We start from the raw sequence: 18,505 nt of genomic DNA on the forward strand, positions 1-18,505 counted from the left end.
TCCTCTAAATAAAATGATATGGTTCATGGTCAATTGAAACATAAAGACCTTGCCGTGATTCATTTTGAGCTTGATTGACAATTTCACTAATTTTATTTTGAATGAATTGCTTATCTTTATACTTGAGTAATAATTGAAAATAATAAACGTCGTTGATGCGCGCAATAGCGCCTCTTGATGGGCCTAACAATAATAATTGTTGTTGTTGTTCTAGTGATGGATTGGATAATAATTGTTTCACCTGATGGATTTTACGTTCAGCCATCCCTTGATTTTTACTGGAGACAGTGACTAAAGTTGTAAAATAATAAGGGGGATAATTTCCAATATGACGCCGTTTCATCTCGTATTTAAAGAAATTTTCATAATCGTGCGTCTTGACCAATTGCATCACATAATGATCGGGATTGTAGGTTTGAATGATGACTTTCCCCTTTAATTGACCACGTCCGGTCCGTCCTGCTACTTGCGTTAATAATTGAAAGGTCTTCTCACCCGAACGAAAATCTGGTATGTTAAGGGCCGTATCCGCATTGATAACACCGACTAAAGTAACATTTTCAAAATCAAGCCCCTTAGCAATCATTTGTGTTCCCAATAAAATATCGGCTTCTTTATTAGCGAATTGTTTTAATATCCGTTCATGGTTCCCTTTTCTTCTAGTCGTATCATTATCCATACGTAAAATTCGCGCATGGGGGATTAATTCTGCTAAAGTCTCTTCAATTTTTTGGGTTCCTGAACCTAAACTGCGAATATGTTGACTACCACATTGAGGACATTCAGTTGGTACCATTTGTTGATAATCACAATAATGACATTTCATGCGATGTTCACTCTTATGATAGGTCAAAGAAATATCACAACGAGGACATTGAACAACATGTCCACATTCGCGACATTGCATATAAGATGCATACCCACGACGATTTAATAACAATACGATTTGTTGTTTTTGACTAATGGCTTGCTCGATTGCTTGTTGTAAGAATGGCGATATCTCGGTATAGGTCTTCGAAACTAAGACATTGGTCATATCGATTAATTCTACTTCCGGTAATTCAGAAAAGTTTGCTCGTTCACTCATCATAACGAGTTGATAATGATTAACCTGAGCCCGAGCTCGGCTTTCTAATGATGGGGTGGCACTTCCTAAAACAACTGGACATTGATGATATTGACTCCGCCATAAAGCGACATCACGCGCATGATAACGTGGATTATCGGATTGTTTATAAGTCGTTTCGTGTTCTTCATCAATGATGATAATACCAATGTTTTTTAATGGTGCAAAAATTGAAGAACGGGCTCCGACCACAATCGTCGCTTCACCTTTAATAATTCGCTGCCATTCATCGTATTTTTCCGTAGTAGACAAACCAGAATGTAAAACTGCCACTCCTTTTTGGAATCTGCCTACCACTCGATTGACCATTTGTGGAGTCAAGGCAATTTCTGGTACTAATAATAAGGCCGACTGCCCTTGTTGACGGGCTTTTTCCATTAATTGTAAATATACTTCGGTCTTGCCACTACCGGTAACGCCTTCTAGTAGAAAGGTTTTAGCTTGCCCTTTTTCTACAGAAGCCACAATGGTATCATAAGCGCTTTGTTGGTTAGGTCTTAATGTTTTGGCTGTCGTTTGAATAAATTCCTGGTCCTTTAATGGATTACGGTAAACAGCCACTTCAGATTTGATTAACCATCCTTTATCAATAGCGGTATTTACAACAGTACGGCTGAGACCGGTGATTTCACAAAAATCTTGAATCGCAATCGGATAAGTTATTTTCGGATGATAGATTAAATAGTCAAGCAATTGTTGTTGTTTTTTAGCCGCTCTGCTTAAATTTTCAGAAACGGCTTTATATTGTTGTTCATCCAAAGCTCTATCGATCACTTGCACCATTTTGGTTGATTTTCGATCTAAAACTCGATTTTCTAGTTCGATGGCCTCTTGATCAATTAATGCTTTTATTTGATTTGGTGTTAACATCGTTTCGAGCATCGTTTTTTCAATTTCATGATTTTCAATCAAAGTATTAGTCAAGGCTTGAATTTGATCATGATTATGAATTAGAAAATACGATTCATATTTTACTTTTAATAAATTAGGTAACATTGTTTGTAAAACAGCAATTCTAAAAGCCTGCAAATGATTGGCTAAGTAATCACTTAATTCGATTAATTCTTGATTCAAAAAACTACGATAATCTAATAATTTGCTAATTGGTTTTAAGGTTCCAGTAAAACTCGTTTCATCTGAAAAACCAACTACAAATCCCAGTAATTGCCTTGGACCAAAAGGCACTTCAACACGCATACCTAATTGAATGGCTTCTTCCCACTGTTCGGGGACTAAATAGTCAAATTCTCGATTAACTTGAGCGACTGGAATATCGATAATCACTTTAGCAAGCATTAAATCACCACCTTCATAACTATATATGCTATCACAAAAAATCGTTTAAATATAGATATAAATACGTTTGCTTAGAAAAAAACCATCAATTTATCTTTATTAATAATACCCTTATCCAAGATAAAAAAACTACCCTCATCATATTACTAAGGATAGTTTAACAGAAATATTTTATAATACAGAAATTTTACTCGCTGTTTCCACATAATGATCATTAAAATGCGTTTTCCAATAAACCCATAAAAGCAATAAAATATAAAGGGTACTCTGTGTTAAGGCCATCACATTTGGATCTTTCAATAAGAAGCCCAGTAGCATCGCGATCAAAGTGGGAAGGCCAAAAGTATTGAGTGATAACTGTAAAGCCTCATTAAAGTTAGCAATCGTAAATATTTTTCCAAACTTCGTTAACCAAAGTAAAAAAGCTGTCCCTAATAATAAACCAACGAAGTTAAAAAACATTAAAAACCACACATTAATAAAATTAGTTAGCACTATCGATAAACGATTGGCTTGGAACCAATGTTGAGACAATAAAGCAATCAGTTCTTCTTTATCTGCCACCGTGGTTAATGGTAGCTCTTCAATATAGGTTTGTTTAATTTCGGGATTCTTTCCTTCTTTAATAATAAAGCCATCTGGAGCAATTAAGATGGAGTTTTCTACTAGAGAATCACTCTCTACCTCATTGATAGAAGGAATAAATTGACTGGTTTCAGCAACTGTTCCCTGTTCTACCATTTGATTAAATTGTTGAACAGTGTCGTCATGCATCGTTGCTAAAGCATTCGGTACAAAATCATTTAAATTAGCCGATTGAATTTTTCCTAACTGAACCGATAACGGCATCAACATTAAACCATTAAGCAACAATACAATTAACAGTATTTGCCACCAAATTAATTGTTGACGATTCTTAAAAATTTTCTTCGCCGAAAAGATATTTGTAAAGTAATTAATTGGAAATACTTTGTTCATTATAATCACCTCATTCTACATATTATAGCATTTAAAAAAGAAAAAAATGGACATGAAGTAGAAAATCAAAAGATTTTCACTTCATCTGCCCACCCTTATTTTCTTAACAAATTTTAAATCAATCGTCGATTATGTTTCTAAAAAATCCAAAGTAGTGAAAAACTAGGAATCGAACCAGAAGTAGAAAGTCAAATAATATTCGATTCATCTGGTCACCTTGCAAAGTTGAGATCTCTCAACCATTGTGCTTTTAATTAACGAACAATAATTGACTAAATTTATCAAGTTTATGCCCAGACTCACACTCGATTGATTAACCTTTTGTTCCACCCTTAGTCAAACCAGTAACAAAGTTCTTTTGTAAGACAAAGAATAGAATTGAAATTGGCACTGCAATTAAAATAGAACCGGCCGCAAACAATGCTACTTTTTGGTTACGTTGGTCATTGATAAACGTTTGTAATCCTGGAGCTAAAGTATATAATTCTTCTTTACGTAATAAGAATTTAGATAACATAAAGTCTCCAAATGGTCCCATAAATGCCCATAAAGCTTGTACAGCAATCATTGGACGTACTAATGGTAACACAATTTGCCAGAATCTTCTAAAATGTCCTGCACCATCTAAATTGGCTGATTCGTCTAAATCATAAGGAACTGTATCGAAGTACCCTTTCATTAACCAAGTATTCATTGGAATACCACCACCAATATAAATTAAGGATAGGAACCAGAATTGGTTAATAGCTTTCATCAAGAGTGCCATTACGAAGAAGGCCGTCAAAGCTGCCATCGTCGGCACCATTTGTACAATTAAGAAGAACATTAAACTATTTTTACGACCAAAGAAGTTGTAACGACTATAAGCATAACCAGCGAGGGTTACTGCCATAACTTGCACTACCATGGTACTAACTGCAACGATTAAAGTATTTTTATACCATTGTAAATAATAGGTTTCTTCAAATAATCGTTTAAAATGATTCAAGGTCCATTTTGAATTAAAATTCAAATCAAATGCGGTAATATTCCCTGCTCTAAAAGCAGAACTAATCGTAATTAATAATGGATAAATAATGATAATCGATAAGAGAATCATATAAAAATAGGTAAAGAACTGTCCCAAAAACTTTTTGAATTTGGCAGATGCAAATAATTTTTTCATGTTGATTATCCCTCCATTTCAAAAGCTTTTGTACGCTTAAAGACGATTAACGATACTGAAATAACCACTACTGAAATAATCAGTGTCAAGGCTGCCGCAAATGAGAATTGCGGTGAAGTTCCAGTTGTTAACTTATAGATCCATGAAATTAAAATGTCGGTTGCACCAGCGCCACCACCCACTGATCCAGGTCCACCATTGTTAAATAGATAGATCATCGTAAAGTTATTAAAGTTACCAGTATATTGAGTTAAAAATGTTGGAGCAGCAACAGAGAAAATTACAGGTAAAGTAATGGAAGTGAATCGTTTAAAAGCATTCGCTCCATCAATTTTGGCTGCTTCATATAAATCTTCGGAGATAGATTGAAGAATACTGGTTACCATTACATAAATATAAGGGAACCCTAGCCAACCTTGAACCATAATAATCGCAACTTTGGTCCAAAACGGGTTGGTTTTCCAAGCGATTTTTCCAATTTCAACAAATGGAATTAATTTATTAATAAACGGAATTACTTGTGTATTCATCGCACCAATTGAGTCATTAAACATATTTGAAAACGTTAAAATTGTAATAAATGCTGGTACAGCCCATGGCAATAAGAAAATTACCCCAAAAATACGTTTGAATTTAATAAATGGTTGGTGAGCTACAACAGCTGTGAAAATACCGAGCACAATTTGTAAAGTAGTCGCACATAATGTCCAAATTAACGTCCACATAAATACGGATGTAAAGGCATCTCTAAAGGTGCTTAATGTAAAGATATTCGCGAAGTTTGCAAAACCAATCCAGTCTAATAATTTTGCTGGTGGCATATTTTTAAAATCATAATTTAAAAATGCTGTAAATAAAGTGACTAAAACTGGGAAAATAATAGCAAAAGTCATAAAAATATATGCCGGTACAATTAATAAATAAGGGAACCCATTATCTAAAATATTATCTTTATGTTCTTTAAATGTTTGATTAACTTTAAATCCTTCATTCCAAAGATTCGCGATGCGTTTTGCATCTATCATATTGAAAATCAAGAAGATTAAGAATACGATCGTAATGATAATTTGTAAAGTACCAATAATCATTAAGAATAGGGAGTTATCACCTTTTACCCCCGGAGTATCCCCTAATGTAATAAAGTCAGTCAACGCACCAAAACCAAAACTTACTAATTCATAAACAAACAACCCGGTAATCCCTAGAAAGGTTAAGCCTTTGATCAATTGTTTATTATATATTTGACCTAGTCCTGGAATCAACGACAAGAGCATCGCTAATGTCGGATTTTGTTTTTTGGCTGTCTGACTCATAAAATCACTCCTTTAAATAAAATGCTGTTTAACTATTAATATCTGGCAGAAGATCAACCTCTGCCAGATAAAAACTTACGATTCACGAAATTTTAATACTTTTGTTCGATTGATTGTTTGATTAATTCAACAGCAGCATCAGCAGCTTCTTGAGCTGATTTATTACCTGAACCAGCATCGAACATTAAGTTTTCAGCACCTGACCATACTTCACTCATTTGTGGAATATTTGGCATTGGTACAGCATTTGAATAAACATCGATAACCGCATTTGTTAATTCATTTCCAGCTTCAGCAGCAACTTTACGAGCTGCTTGGTTAGCAGGGATTTGTCCACTTTCTTCATACATAGCTGTTTGCATTTCTTCAGATGTTACCCAATTTAAGAATTCTTGTGCTAATTCTTGTTTGTCAGTAAATGCTGAAACTACCCAACCTTTACCACCAGCAAATGGTTTGTATTCTTCACCATTTGGTAATGTAGGGATTTTAGCAACACCGTAGTTAACGCCTGCTTCATTAAGAGCAGCAGCTTGCCAAGGTCCATCAATAATCGCAGCAGCTTTACCATCAGTAAATTGTTGCATTACAAAGTCACTTACTGAAGAAACATCTAACATACCTTGTGGCCATACATTTTGGAACCAGTCCACTGCATAGTTAATACCTTCTACTGACCCTTCAGAATTTAATCCTAAGTCTTCGTAGTTAGTACCATCTTCACCGAATACATAACCACCATATCCAGCTAATAAACCGTAGCTATGGTAGAAGTTAGTCCATTGAGCTAAGAATGCTGTAGATTTTCCATCTTCCCCAGCAAAAGCATATTTTTCATCTTTAGTCAATTCACGTAATTCATCAAAAGTTTTTGGCGCTTCAGATAGTAAGTCTTTGTTATAGTATAAAACAATTGTTTCGATAACAGCTGGCGCACCATAAACAACACCATCTGTTGATACTTGTTGTTTATCTGTATCATCATAACCTGCTTCTTCATTTAACGCTACTTCGTTAATTAAACCTGTTTGAGCTAATGAACCGATACGGTCATATGGTGCAATTAAAACATCTGGAGCAGTTCCAGCAGGACCATCTAATGCTAAACCATCAATTTTCTCAAACATATCAGCATCTAATAATTCTACTTTCACACCATATTCTTCTTCGAATTTAGCGATGTGATTTTTGACATAGTCATATTCTCCGGCTGCAGAAATAACTAATGTTTCTTCTTGAGCATCAGCTACTAATACACCAGTTGATACTAATGTAGATAAAGCTGTAACTGTAGACAAAGTACCAATTGCCAATTTCTTCAAATTCAATTTCATCATTGAAACCTCCTAAATATTGCGTAAATCGCTTTCTTAACTATATTATCTTATATAATTGAAAATAATACAATAGGTTTTTAATTCTGTTATCGGTAACAGAATGATAATCATTATAAAAACCCGTTATTGTATCGTGACTCTATTTAATATTTAGCTATTTAATCATCTTTTTATGAAAATATTTCGTTTGTTCCAAAAAAACACTAGGATTATTTTGCTTTATACGAATAAATTATCATCCCTTTTCGTCAGCGAAAAAAGAGTGGGAATGGACCAGAAGTCGAACATGAATAGTTTTGTTTTATCTGCCCAAACTCTTTAAGACCTAGTTTGAGACCACACAACGATTGCAGCCTCAATTAATGACTGGGAATCAAAAACTTAAAATTTTTGATCCTAATTTCTAGGCTTTTATTATTTCGTTGTATTGTATTAAGTAGAGATCAACACCTTATGTGTTAACCAACCTTTGCTGCTTAAACGTCGAGAGACGCTATTAGCAACTCATCATCTTATAAACGACGATGTTGACTAACGGCAATTTTATTGATGGCTCTTTCTAGTGAAATTTTTGCTCGCTTAAATTTGCGAGAATCTTTCTCTCTTAAGGCGGCAGCCATATCTTCTTCAGCCTGTTGTTTTTGAATTTCAACGGCTGCTTCATCAATGTCACGCGCGCGAACAGCATAATTAGAAATGATTTCTAATTGATTGTTCGCCATTGATAAAATGCCACCATTAATCGCAATATAATCAACTGGTTCTCCATCTTCCACTCGTGTTACTTTAACAGCCGAAATGACTAACGGTGTTAAAATAGGAATATGATTCGGCATAATGGTCAATCCGCCTTGGGTTGTCTTCACATTACAACTATAGGAACGGTGTTCATAGATAATACCATCAGGTGATGAAATGGTCACAGTCATATAAGGACGACTATTATTTTCATTATTAGCCAATTCATTCACTTCCTTATTCTAATTCTTCCGGTAGACTTGCACCTAATTTTTTCGCTTTTGCAATCACTTGATCAATATTTCCAACATTACGGAAAGCTTCTTCTGGGAGTGTATCGAATTTACCATTTAGAATACCTTCGAAGCCATCTAGTGTTTCTTGAATGCTAACAAATGATCCTGGTAAACCAGTAAAAGCTTCAGCCACATGGAAGTTTTGCGATAAGAAATATTGGATACGACGGGCTCTTTTCACCGTAATCTTTTCCTCATCTGATAATTCATCAATCCCTAAAATGGCAATGATATCTTGTAATTCACGGTAACGTTGTAAAACAGTTTGCACTTGACGGGCAATTTCATAATGACGTATACCCACTATTTCTTCAGATAAAGCACTTGAAGTAGAAGCCAATGGGTCAACAGCTGGGTAGATCCCTTGTTCTGCTAAATGGCGCTCTAAGTTGGTAGTCGCATCTAGATGGGCAAAGGTTGTCGCAGGAGCAGGGTCCGTATAGTCATCGGCTGGCACATATACCGCTTGGATTGATGTAATGGAACCGTGCTTCGTAGACGTAATACGTTCTTGCATTTGTCCCATTTCACTTGCTAAAGTTGGTTGATACCCTACTGCTGAAGGCATACGACCTAATAAGGCTGACACTTCGGAACCTGCTTGAGTAAAACGATAAATATTATCAATAAATAATAAGACGTCTTGTTTCAATTCGTCACGGAAATATTCCGCCATTGTAAGTCCTGTTAAGACAACACGCATACGTGCTCCTGGTGGTTCATTCATTTGACCAAAAACCATGGCCGTCTTCTTGCTTACACCTGACTCACGCATTTCAAAAACGAGGTCATTCCCTTCACGTGTACGTTCTCCAACCCCAGTGAAAACGGAGATACCTCCTAATTGTTCTGCAATATTATGAATTAATTCTTGAATTAAGACAGTTTTTCCAACTCCGGCACCACCGAATAAACCGATTTTTCCCCCTTTAATATAAGGAGCTAATAAATCGATGACCTTAATTCCGGTTTCTAAAACATGAAAACTATTATCTAAGTCCTCATATTTAGGGGCTTCACGATGAATACTTTTGCGTTCAACATCGTCGCCAACCGGTTCTAGTTCATCAATTGTCTCACCTAAAACATTGAATACTCTACCTAAAGTGGCTTCGCCTACTGGCACTTTAATCGGTGTTAAATAATCCACAACTGTCATGCCGCGTTCCAAACCATCGGTTGATTCCATCGCAATTGTCCGGACCATTCCATGACCTAAATCCAGTGCAACTTCTAAGGTTAATAATTTTTCTTCATCCGAAATATTTTCTTGCATTACATCCGCCATATCAGCGTTCGTTACAATTAATGCATTATGAATGTCAGGACCACCATTTTCAATTGGGAAAGTGACATCGACTACGGGTCCAATAACTTGTTCAATACGACCAATTCGCATGTACAACATTCCTCCTTCTAATCATTCAGTGCTTGTGCACCGCTAATTATTTCAATAATTTCATTCGTTACTTTTAATTGTCTTTTTTGATTATATTGTTGTTTTAAATTTTCAATCATTTCCTCTGCATTATCCGTCGCACTACGCATCGCACTCATACGACTAGCATGTTCAGATGTTTTTGCATCAATAATTGCACCATATATTTGACTTTCAGCATATTGAGGCAATAATACATCTAGTAGTTCGCTTTCAGAAGGTTCAATTAAAAACTCAACTTCTGTTTCGGTATTTTCTAATTCTTCCTCTAACTCTAAATCGGTAATGGGTAAAATTTGTTCAGCACGAAATTGAGAAGTCATTGGATTAATATGATGGTTATAACAAACATATAAGGCATCAAAGACTTGTTCTTTAAATAGTTCGACCGCTTTTTTTACAATCTTCGACACTTCAAAAAAGCTAGGGTGATCGGTTAAATTATGAATTTCATAAGCGACTTCATACCCTTCATCGCGACAAAATTTTGCGATCGGTTCCCCTATTGCTAACACTACCACTTCGCTTTTATCTTGATGGTCTTGTTTTAACATCGTTTCGGTTGCTTTTAAAATCGAATGATTGTAGCCACCTGCTAAACCTTTATCTGATGTAATAATTAAATAACCGGTTTTCTTAATCGGTCTTTCAATTAACATATCATGAAAATCAATATCTTTTACTTCATTGACATCCATCGGTACACCATCATCTAATAAATCAAATTGTTGTTTACCTAAACGGGCAACCATTTTCTTTAGTTTTTGGCCATAAGTAAAATAACGACTCGAAGTTTGCACCATTTTATTATATTTAGAAGCAGAAACCATCTGCATCGCTTTGGTAATTTGAGCTGTTTTGCGAGTGGAGTCGATTCTTTTTTTTATTTGGTTTAATGACATACCACTACCTCTTTCTAAAACTATTGTGCTATTTGAGAATGTTCTTCTAAAATGGTTTGTAATAAATCTTCTTCAGGCATTCGATGGTTACGACTAATATCACGTAAAACAACATCATAACGTTCTTCTAAGAAATTATAGAGTGATTGTTCATACTCTTTAAGTTTATCAATCCCAACACTATCAAGATAGCCATGATTTAAGGCGTAGAATAAAATAATTTGTTTTTCAACACTGACTGGTTTATGTAAAGGTTGTTTTAACACTTCAACCGTTCTACGTCCTCGATTTAATTTTTGTTGTGTTAAAGCGTCTAAGTCTGAACCGAATTGTGTAAAGGCTTCTAATTCACGGTAACTAGCTAAATCAATTCGTAAAGTACCGGACACTTGTTTCATTGGTTTTAATTGTGCCGATCCACCCACACGCGATACCGATAAACCGGCATTAATTGCGGGTCTGACACCAGAGTGGAATAAATCACTTTCCAAGAATATTTGTCCATCGGTAATGGAAATGACATTCGTTGGAATATAAGCCGAAATATCCCCTGCTTGCGTTTCAACAACTGGCAGTGAAGTAATCGAACCTCCACCTAACTTATCAGATAATTTTGCAGAACGCTCTAATAAACGAGAATGTAAATAGAAAACATCTCCAGGGTAAGCTTCACGACCTGGTGGACGTTTTAATAATAAACTCATTTCCCGATAAGCTGCTGCTTGTTTAGATAAATCATCGTAAATAATTAAAACATGCTTGCCTTCATACATAAATTCTTCGGCCATTGCCGTTGCAGAGTATGGTGCTAAATAAAGTAATGGCGCCGGTTGTGAAGCACTTGCACTCATTACAATTGAATAGTCCATCGCACCATGTGCTTGCAATGTCGTCACGATGTTTTTTACAGTTGATTCTTTTTGACCAATCGCGACATAAATACAAATAACATCTTGTCCTTTTTGATTTAAAATCGTATCAATTGCTAAAGATGTTTTACCGGTCTTACGATCCCCGATAATTAACTCACGTTGTCCACGTCCGATTGGTACTAAAGAGTCAATGGCTTTAATACCTGTTTGCAATGGTTCATTAACACTTTGACGTTCCATAATTCCTGGCGCATCTGCTTCAACAGGTCTTGTTTTTTTATAGTCAATTTCACCAATACCGTCAATCGCTTCACCTAGAGGATTAATAACACGACCTAATAGGCCATTTCCTACTGGAACTTCCATGATTTTATGTAAACGACGGACTAAATCACCTTCGTGAATATTCACATACTCACCAAAAATAATAATCCCGACATCTTTGGTTTCTAAGTTTTGAACCATCCCAATTGTTCCATTGGCAAATTCAACCATTTCTCCGACCATGACATTTTCTAATCCATAAGCACGGGCAATCCCATCCCCAATGTAAGAAACTGTTCCAATTTCTTCAATTAATTCTTCACTGTGGAATTGACGAATTTGTTGACGAAGACGTTCATCTAATCTTTCTAAACTCATTTCAATCCCTCCTAATAATGCCAATTACGATCTAAATGACGTCGTAATTCTTTTAAAGTCTTTTTACCCGTTACTTCATAATAGTAACTTTCACTTTGAATACGGACACCCGCAATTAAACTTGGATCGACGACTGTCGTAATACGACGTAATGGCTTTTTGGTAATATCTAAAAATTTACGCACAATGCGTTCTTTTTCCTCGTCAGTTAAAGGAACCGCAGAGGTAATCATTAACATTTCACTTTGATTTTGTTCTTTGTTAAGAGAATCTCCTTCATCATGCATCATGTTTAACATGATTTTTCCTAAAAGTTCATCTTCAAAATGCTCACGATTCGCATCAGGATTATCATCGTTCCATTTTTGAATCGAATCACGAATACGTTCTTGATTGATTTTTTTTAATAAAGCATCTTCTTCGTTTTTAACTTTTTTATTAACCTTTAACGATTCATTAACACTTGTTTGATTTAAAGTTTCATTTTCACTCATCATGCTATATCATCCATTCCTGCAATGAAATCATCGACCAATTTATGGTAATCTTCTTCTTTAATTTCACGGCGTAAAATTTTCTCTGCAATTTCAATAGCAATATCAGATACTTCATTTTTAATTTCATTTAAGATGCGTTCACGATCTTGTTCAATTTCTTGATTAGCAGATTCATGAAGACGTGCTATCTCCTCTTTTGCTTCTTTAATCATATTATCTTGAATTTGTAAGCTTTGTTTTTTAGCTGCTAAGATAATTTGATTAGCTTCCGCACGTGCATCTTTTAATGCTTGTTGAGCATCTTCTTTAGCTTTAGTACTCGTAGCTTTTTCTTCAGCTGCTTGTGCTAAATCTCCTTCAATAATTTGACGACGTTGTGCTAACATCGACATAAAAGGTTCCCAAGTGAATTTCTTAATAATCATCAGTAAAGCGACAAACGCAATCATCGTAACGATCGTATTGCCTAATGCGGTGTTTCCACTTGATGCATATACAATTAACATTTTAATCCCCCTTCATTTAGTATCGTCAGCTTAATTAGTTTAATTATCTGAAAACTAAAATAAAGGCGATAACCACGGCCATAATCGGCACCGCTTCAATTAACCCTACTCCAAGGAACATGGTCATACGTAATTTACCTTCTAATTCTGGTTGACGTGCAATTGATTCGATTGTTTTTGAAATAACCATACCATTACCAATTGATGCAGAAAGAGCAGCAATCGCAACAGCAATAGCAGCAGCAATAGCGTTCATATTTTATATTCTCCTTATCTTTAAAAACTATATTTCTTCTTTTTCAACTTTATGCGACAAATATACCATTGTTAAGGTTACAAATATATAAGATTGAATGGCACCTATAAATACTGAAAATCCTTGCCATACCATTTGTAATGGTAATCCTATTACCCATGTAAAGACACCTTTAGCATTGGCTAAATTAGCAATTAAACCTAATAAAACTTCCCCAGCGAAAATATTACCATATAGACGAAGTGCTAATGTCAAAGCATTAGTAAACTCTTCAACTAATTTTATTGGGAATAAAAATGCTGAAGGTTCTAAATAGCCATTCACCACATACCCCTTCATTCCTTGTTCTGTAATCCCTAGGAAATGAGATAACAAAATCATTAAAAGTGCTATCGATAAACACACAATTGGATCGGCTGTCGGACTTCTCCAAAGTGATAATTCACCCACATGTAATATTAAAGGTAAACCTATCATATTAGAGGTAAAAATAAATAACAATAATGTCAATCCTAATAATTGATAATTTTGTGCTCCTTTATCATCGATTGCTCCCCCTACTACGCCTCGAACAAATTCAATAATCGTTTCCATTAATAGTTGAGGCTTATTTGGTTTATCCACCGATAAATTATGTGAAGTCCAAACACAAAGCACTGTGACGATAGCGACAGTTGCTAAAATAGCTAAAAAAGTGTTCAACCCAAAAGAAATACCTAATAGTTCAAACACAATCGTTTCATCCAAGAGTGACCCTCCTTTTTTTGGTAATTGACTGTTGTCAATAAAATTTTGTTGACATTTATCTTCTCGAAAATGACACAAATCCATAACTAGTTTACCACTTAATTTTCTATAAAACAAACTTTGAAAGGGGTTAAGTAAATATTTTTTTATTATGATTAGGATATAAAAATATTGATATAAAAACATCTTTTTGGCAATTAATGACTAACTTTTATGTCATCATTCGTCAGTTCCTCAAAATTGAAAACCTTGCTATCATCGCCTTTTGAGACTGTTATCCGGTAACAGAATTTAGAAAAAGGCCAAAATCATTTGTAAGTATTTTTTATTCCTTATATAATGAATGCGACAACAAAATAAAAGGAGGTCGTGTTATGGCCCGATCAAGTGGCGTCTTAATGCATATATCATCATTACCAAATAAATTTGGTATCGGTACATTTGGGCAATCAGCTTATGACTTTGTTGATTTCCTAGTTCGTACCAAACAAACCTATTGGCAGATTCTTCCTTTAGGTACAACTAGCTATGGTGATTCACCCTATCAATCATTTTCAGCTATCGCTGGGAACCCTCACTTTATTGATTTTGAATTATTAAGTAAAGAAGGTCTCTTAGAACCAGCTGATTATGAAAAAGTTGATTTTGGTGACGATCCAGAAAATGTGGACTACGGCACTATATTCATTAACCGTCGTCCTATTCTCGAAAAAGCTGTCGCAAACTTTTTAAAACGAGGCAAATTAGAAGGATACACACAATTCGTTGCCGAAAATGCACATTGGTTAGAAGACTATGCAGAGTATATGGCAATCAAAGAAGATTTCGGTTTAGTTTCTTGGACCGAATGGGATGAGGATATTCGTTTACGCGATAAAAAAGCATTAAATGAATACCGTAAAAAATTGGTGAAAGAAATTGAGTTTCATAAAGTAACCCAATATTTCTTCTTCACTCAATGGTTACAATTAAAAGCTTATGCTAATGAAAATGATATTCAAATCATTGGTGATATGCCAATCTATGTTTCAGCTGACTCTGTTGAAATGTGGACGAATTCAAAACTATTTAAAGTAGATGAATTCAAAATGCCGATTGTTGTTGCAGGTACACCACCGGATAACTTCTCTGATGACGGTCAATATTGGGGGAACCCAATTTATGACTGGGAATATATGGAGAAAGATAAATATTCTTGGTGGATTCTGCGTATGAAAGAAAGCTTTAAAATCTATGATATGGTTCGTATTGACCACTTCCGAGGTTTTGAATCTTATTGGGCAGTGCCTTTTGGCTCCCCTACTGCTGCTGATGGCCGTTGGGAAAAAGGTCCAGACGTTAAATTATTCAAGCAAATCAAAAAAGAATTAGGCGATTTAAATATTATCGCTGAAGACTTAGGCTTCTTAACCCAAGAAGTAATTGATATGCGCGATGCTACTGGTTTCCCAGGAATGAAAATTTTACAATTTGGTTTTGATGGTACAGACTCTATGGAATTACCACATAACTATGTGCGTAATACGATTAGTTACTTAGGGACTCATGATAATGAAACCATCACAGGATGGTATCAATCAGTTCCTGAATATATCCGACATAATGCTGATAAATATTCTAATCGTAAAGAAGATGAAACCATCGCCGAAGCTCTAAACCGTACATTATCAGCTTCAGTAAGTGATTATGTTATCTTCACGATGCAAGACTTATTAGACTTAGATAATACTGCACGTATGAATGAGCCTTCCACCATTGGTAAAAACTGGAAATGGCGCATGAAAGAAGATGCTATTACAGAAACGATTGAAGCGAAGTTGACCGATTACACCGTCACCTACTTCAGAGCAAACCAAAACATTGTAAAAAAAGAAGCAGAAAAAGCTAAAGCTGCTCAAAAAGAAAAAGAAAAAAGTAAATCAACTAAAAAAGTTGCTGCTAAACCAAAGACTAAAACTAACAAATAAATTTAGTTCATTTGGAAATCGACAATTTTCTACTATTCAATATTTTGTTAAATTACCATAGTTTTAATAACATATCTAATTTACATTTTAAAAGGAGAAAACAAATGACTTTATTATCAAATTATACAAACAAACTTTTCAATAAGACTGTTGCTGAGTGTACTGAACAAGAATTATATAAGGTTTTATTACATCTTGTTCGTGACAAATCAAAAGATCAACCAACCAATGACACAAAGAAAAAATTATACTATTTCTCAGCTGAGTTTTTAATTGGTAAATTATTAAGTAACAACTTATTAAACTTAGGTCTATATGATGAAGTACAAGCAGAATTAACAGCTGCTGGTAAAAACATGATGGATATCGAGCAAGCAGAAAATGAACCATCATTAGGAAACGGTGGTTTAGGACGTTTAGCTGCTTGTTTCGTTGACTCAATCGCAACATTAGGATTAAACGGTGATGGTGTTGGTTTAAACTATCATTACGGTTTATTCCGTCAAGTATTTAAAGACAATCAACAAACTGCTATTCCAGATCCATGGTTAGATGGCGACGATTGGGTAATCCGCTCAGAACATTCTTATGTTGTTCCATTCAAAGATTTTGAATTAAAATCAACACTTTACGATATTGATGTTCCTGGTTACAAACAAGAGAAGAAAAACCGTCTACGTTTATTCGACTTAGATTCTGTTAACTCAGAAATTATTACTGATGGTATTAACTTTGATAAAGGTAATATTTTAGAAAACTTAACTTTATTCTTATATCCAGATGATTCTGATCATGCAGGAGAATTATTACGTATTTACCAACAATATTTCATGGTATCAAATGGTGCTCAATTAGTTTTAGATGAAGCAATCGCTAAAGGAAGTAACTTACATGACTTAGCAGATTATGCGATTATCCAAATCAACGATACTCACCCTGCTTTTGTAATTCCTGAATTAATTCGTTTATTAGGTGAACGTGGTATTGAATTTGATGAAGCGGTGAAGATTGTTCGCTCTATGACAGCTTATACTAACCATACGATTTTAGCAGAGGCATTAGAAAAATGGCCATTATCTGATATTGAAGAAGTAGCACCACAATTATTACCAATTATTCATCAATTAGCTGAAGTGGTTGAAGCAGAATATCCTGGTAATGAAGCAGTCGCAATTATCGATAAACAAAACCGTGTTCATATGGCTCATATTGCGATTCACTTTGGATACAGTGTTAACGGGGTTGCTGCCTTACATACTGAAATCTTAAAAGCTTCAGAATTAAAACATTTCTATGATATTTATCCAGAGAAATTCAATAACAAAACGAATGGTATTACCTTCCGTCGTTGGATTATGGATGCTAACCCTGAATTAGCAAAATTATTAGATAATACGATTGGTTCTGAATGGCGTAATAACAGTGATTTAACTGCATTATTAGATCACATTGATGACGAAAATGTAATCAAAGCTTTAAATGATATCAAACATGATAACAAGAAGAAATTACAAGAAAGTCTAAGAAAAACACAAGGTGTTGAAATTAACAACCACTCTATTATTGATGTTCAAATTAAGAGAATTCACGAATATAAACGTCAACAAATGTTAGCTTTATATATTATTCATAAATATTTTGCAATTAAAAATGGTGAAATTCCTGCTACACCAATTACAATCATTTTTGGTGGTAAAGCAGCACCAGCTTATACAATTGCACAAGATGTAATTCACTTAATCTTAAACTTATCTGAAATCATTGCTAATGACCCAGATGTGAGCCCTCACTTACAAGTCGTAATGATTGAAAACTATAATGTAACTGCCGCTACTTACTTAATTCCTGCAGCAAACATTTCAGAACAAATCTCATTAGCTTCTAAAGAAGCTTCTGGTACAGGTAATATGAAATTCATGTTAAACGGTGCATTGACCTTAGGAACAATGGACGGTGCTAACGTTGAAATTCATGAATTAGTTGGTGATGAAAACATTAAAATCTTTGGTAAATTAAGTGATGAAATCATCGAATTATATGACACCAATGGTTATGTTGCTAAAGACTACTATGAGCGTGAAACAATCAAACCTTTAGTTGATTTTATTGTAAGTGATGAAATGATGGCAATCGGTAATGAAGAACGCTTAACTCGTCTACACAATGAATTAATCAATAAAGACTGGTTCATGACTTTAATTGACTTAGAAGAATTCATCGATGCTAAAGAAGAATTATATGCAGAATACGAAGATCGTGAAAATTGGTTACGTCGCTCATTAGTGAATATTGCTAAAGCTGGCTACTTCTCTTCTGACCGTACAATCAATGATTACAACGAAGATATTTGGCATTTAGAAAAAGCTTAAATATAAGATAATTAAACTATTGGTTTATCAGCTACAAACCAATCCCCAAAACAAGACTGG

The 18,505-nt window shown here is 34.7% G+C and carries 15 protein-coding genes; 2 read left to right on the forward strand and 13 right to left on the reverse strand.

Annotated elements, in window-relative coordinates; genetic code table 11:
- Nucleotides 1-4: 4 nt before the first annotated feature.
- From priA to atpB, 13 genes are all read right to left on the reverse strand, one after another.
- Nucleotides 5-2,422: a primosomal protein N' gene (priA, locus tag CYJ72_RS02380; RefSeq protein WP_284630286.1), complete on the reverse strand. Its 2,418-nt coding sequence runs from the start codon at nt 2,420-2,422 to the stop codon at nt 5-7.
- A gap of 171 nt (nt 2,423-2,593) precedes the next feature.
- Nucleotides 2,594-3,400 (reverse strand): hypothetical protein, encoded by an 807-nt coding sequence (locus tag CYJ72_RS02385; protein ID WP_066124129.1) that lies wholly within the window; start codon nt 3,398-3,400, stop codon nt 2,594-2,596.
- A gap of 313 nt (nt 3,401-3,713) precedes the next feature.
- Nucleotides 3,714-4,565, reverse strand: a complete 852-nt coding sequence (locus CYJ72_RS02390; RefSeq protein WP_066124131.1) for a sugar ABC transporter permease — start codon at nt 4,563-4,565, stop codon at nt 3,714-3,716.
- Between the two features lie 5 nt (nt 4,566-4,570).
- Entirely contained in the window at nt 4,571-5,878 is a 1,308-nt protein-coding gene (locus CYJ72_RS02395) for a carbohydrate ABC transporter permease (RefSeq protein ID WP_284630287.1), read from the reverse strand.
- A 92-nt stretch (nt 5,879-5,970) separates the two neighbouring features.
- Nucleotides 5,971-7,215: an extracellular solute-binding protein gene (locus tag CYJ72_RS02400; RefSeq protein WP_284630288.1), complete on the reverse strand. Its 1,245-nt coding sequence runs from the start codon at nt 7,213-7,215 to the stop codon at nt 5,971-5,973.
- Nucleotides 7,216-7,727: 512 nt separating this feature from the next.
- Nucleotides 7,728-8,177, reverse strand: coding sequence for an ATP synthase F1 subunit epsilon (atpC, locus tag CYJ72_RS02405; RefSeq protein ID WP_257876905.1), 450 nt, complete (start codon nt 8,175-8,177; stop codon nt 7,728-7,730).
- Between the two features lie 13 nt (nt 8,178-8,190).
- Nucleotides 8,191-9,648: a F0F1 ATP synthase subunit beta gene (atpD, locus tag CYJ72_RS02410; RefSeq protein WP_284630289.1), complete on the reverse strand. Its 1,458-nt coding sequence runs from the start codon at nt 9,646-9,648 to the stop codon at nt 8,191-8,193.
- Between the two features lie 17 nt (nt 9,649-9,665).
- Entirely contained in the window at nt 9,666-10,589 is a 924-nt protein-coding gene (gene atpG, locus CYJ72_RS02415; RefSeq protein ID WP_066125340.1) for an ATP synthase F1 subunit gamma, read from the reverse strand.
- Nucleotides 10,590-10,609: 20 nt separating this feature from the next.
- The gene (atpA, locus tag CYJ72_RS02420) at nt 10,610-12,103 is read right to left on the reverse strand and encodes a F0F1 ATP synthase subunit alpha (protein ID WP_348651912.1); all 1,494 of its coding nucleotides are present in this window, start codon (nt 12,101-12,103) and stop codon (nt 10,610-10,612) included.
- Nucleotides 12,104-12,114: 11 nt separating this feature from the next.
- Complete coding sequence (locus CYJ72_RS02425) at nt 12,115-12,600, reverse strand: F0F1 ATP synthase subunit delta (protein ID WP_066125336.1); 486 nt, start codon at nt 12,598-12,600, stop codon at nt 12,115-12,117.
- Complete coding sequence (gene atpF, locus CYJ72_RS02430; protein WP_066125334.1) at nt 12,597-13,106, reverse strand: F0F1 ATP synthase subunit B; 510 nt, start codon at nt 13,104-13,106, stop codon at nt 12,597-12,599. The genes CYJ72_RS02425 and atpF overlap by 4 nt, the downstream gene beginning before the upstream one ends.
- 43 nt (nt 13,107-13,149) lie before the next feature.
- Nucleotides 13,150-13,362 carry a F0F1 ATP synthase subunit C gene (gene atpE / locus CYJ72_RS02435; RefSeq protein ID WP_066125333.1) on the reverse strand — a complete coding sequence of 71 codons (213 nt, stop codon included), beginning with the start codon at nt 13,360-13,362 and terminating at the stop codon, nt 13,150-13,152.
- A gap of 27 nt (nt 13,363-13,389) precedes the next feature.
- On the reverse strand, nt 13,390-14,109 hold the full coding sequence (gene atpB / locus CYJ72_RS02440; protein ID WP_066125331.1) for a F0F1 ATP synthase subunit A: 720 nt from the start codon (nt 14,107-14,109) through the stop codon (nt 13,390-13,392).
- 374 nt (nt 14,110-14,483) lie between these two features.
- Here atpB and malQ point away from each other — a divergent pair, with 374 nt between their 5' ends.
- Entirely contained in the window at nt 14,484-16,076 is a 1,593-nt protein-coding gene (gene malQ / locus CYJ72_RS02445) for a 4-alpha-glucanotransferase (RefSeq protein WP_284630290.1), read from the forward strand.
- A gap of 104 nt (nt 16,077-16,180) precedes the next feature.
- Nucleotides 16,181-18,445, forward strand: a complete 2,265-nt coding sequence (locus CYJ72_RS02450; protein WP_284630291.1) for a glycogen/starch/alpha-glucan phosphorylase — start codon at nt 16,181-16,183, stop codon at nt 18,443-18,445.
- Nucleotides 18,446-18,505 lie beyond the last annotated feature (60 nt).

Source organism: Globicatella sanguinis (assembly GCF_002847845.2).
In the GTDB taxonomy this organism is placed as follows: Bacteria; Bacillota; Bacilli; order Lactobacillales; family Aerococcaceae; genus Globicatella; species Globicatella sanguinis.

Bases quoted from the DNA above. Each gene is read 5' to 3' on its own strand.
- priA (WP_284630286.1), bottom strand. From the start codon at position 2,422: ATGCTTGCTAAAGTGATTATCGATATTCCAGTCGCTCAAGTTAATCGA.
- CYJ72_RS02385 (WP_066124129.1), bottom strand. From the start codon at position 3,400: ATGAACAAAGTATTTCCAATTAATTACTTTACAAATATCTTTTCGGCG.
- CYJ72_RS02390 (WP_066124131.1), bottom strand. From the start codon at position 4,565: ATGAAAAAATTATTTGCATCTGCCAAATTCAAAAAGTTTTTGGGACAG.
- CYJ72_RS02395 (WP_284630287.1), bottom strand. From the start codon at position 5,878: ATGAGTCAGACAGCCAAAAAACAAAATCCGACATTAGCGATGCTCTTG.
- CYJ72_RS02400 (WP_284630288.1), bottom strand. From the start codon at position 7,215: ATGATGAAATTGAATTTGAAGAAATTGGCAATTGGTACTTTGTCTACA.
- atpD (WP_284630289.1), bottom strand. From the start codon at position 9,648: ATGCGAATTGGTCGTATTGAACAAGTTATTGGACCCGTAGTCGATGTC.
- atpG (WP_066125340.1), bottom strand. From the start codon at position 10,589: ATGTCATTAAACCAAATAAAAAAAAGAATCGACTCCACTCGCAAAACA.
- atpA (WP_348651912.1), bottom strand. From the start codon at position 12,103: ATGAGTTTAGAAAGATTAGATGAACGTCTTCGTCAACAAATTCGTCAA.
- CYJ72_RS02425 (WP_066125336.1), bottom strand. From the start codon at position 12,600: ATGATGAGTGAAAATGAAACTTTAAATCAAACAAGTGTTAATGAATCG.
- atpF (WP_066125334.1), bottom strand. From the start codon at position 13,106: ATGTTAATTGTATATGCATCAAGTGGAAACACCGCATTAGGCAATACG.
- atpE (WP_066125333.1), bottom strand. From the start codon at position 13,362: ATGAACGCTATTGCTGCTGCTATTGCTGTTGCGATTGCTGCTCTTTCT.
- malQ (WP_284630290.1), top strand. From the start codon at position 14,484: ATGGCCCGATCAAGTGGCGTCTTAATGCATATATCATCATTACCAAAT.
- CYJ72_RS02450 (WP_284630291.1), top strand. From the start codon at position 16,181: ATGACTTTATTATCAAATTATACAAACAAACTTTTCAATAAGACTGTT.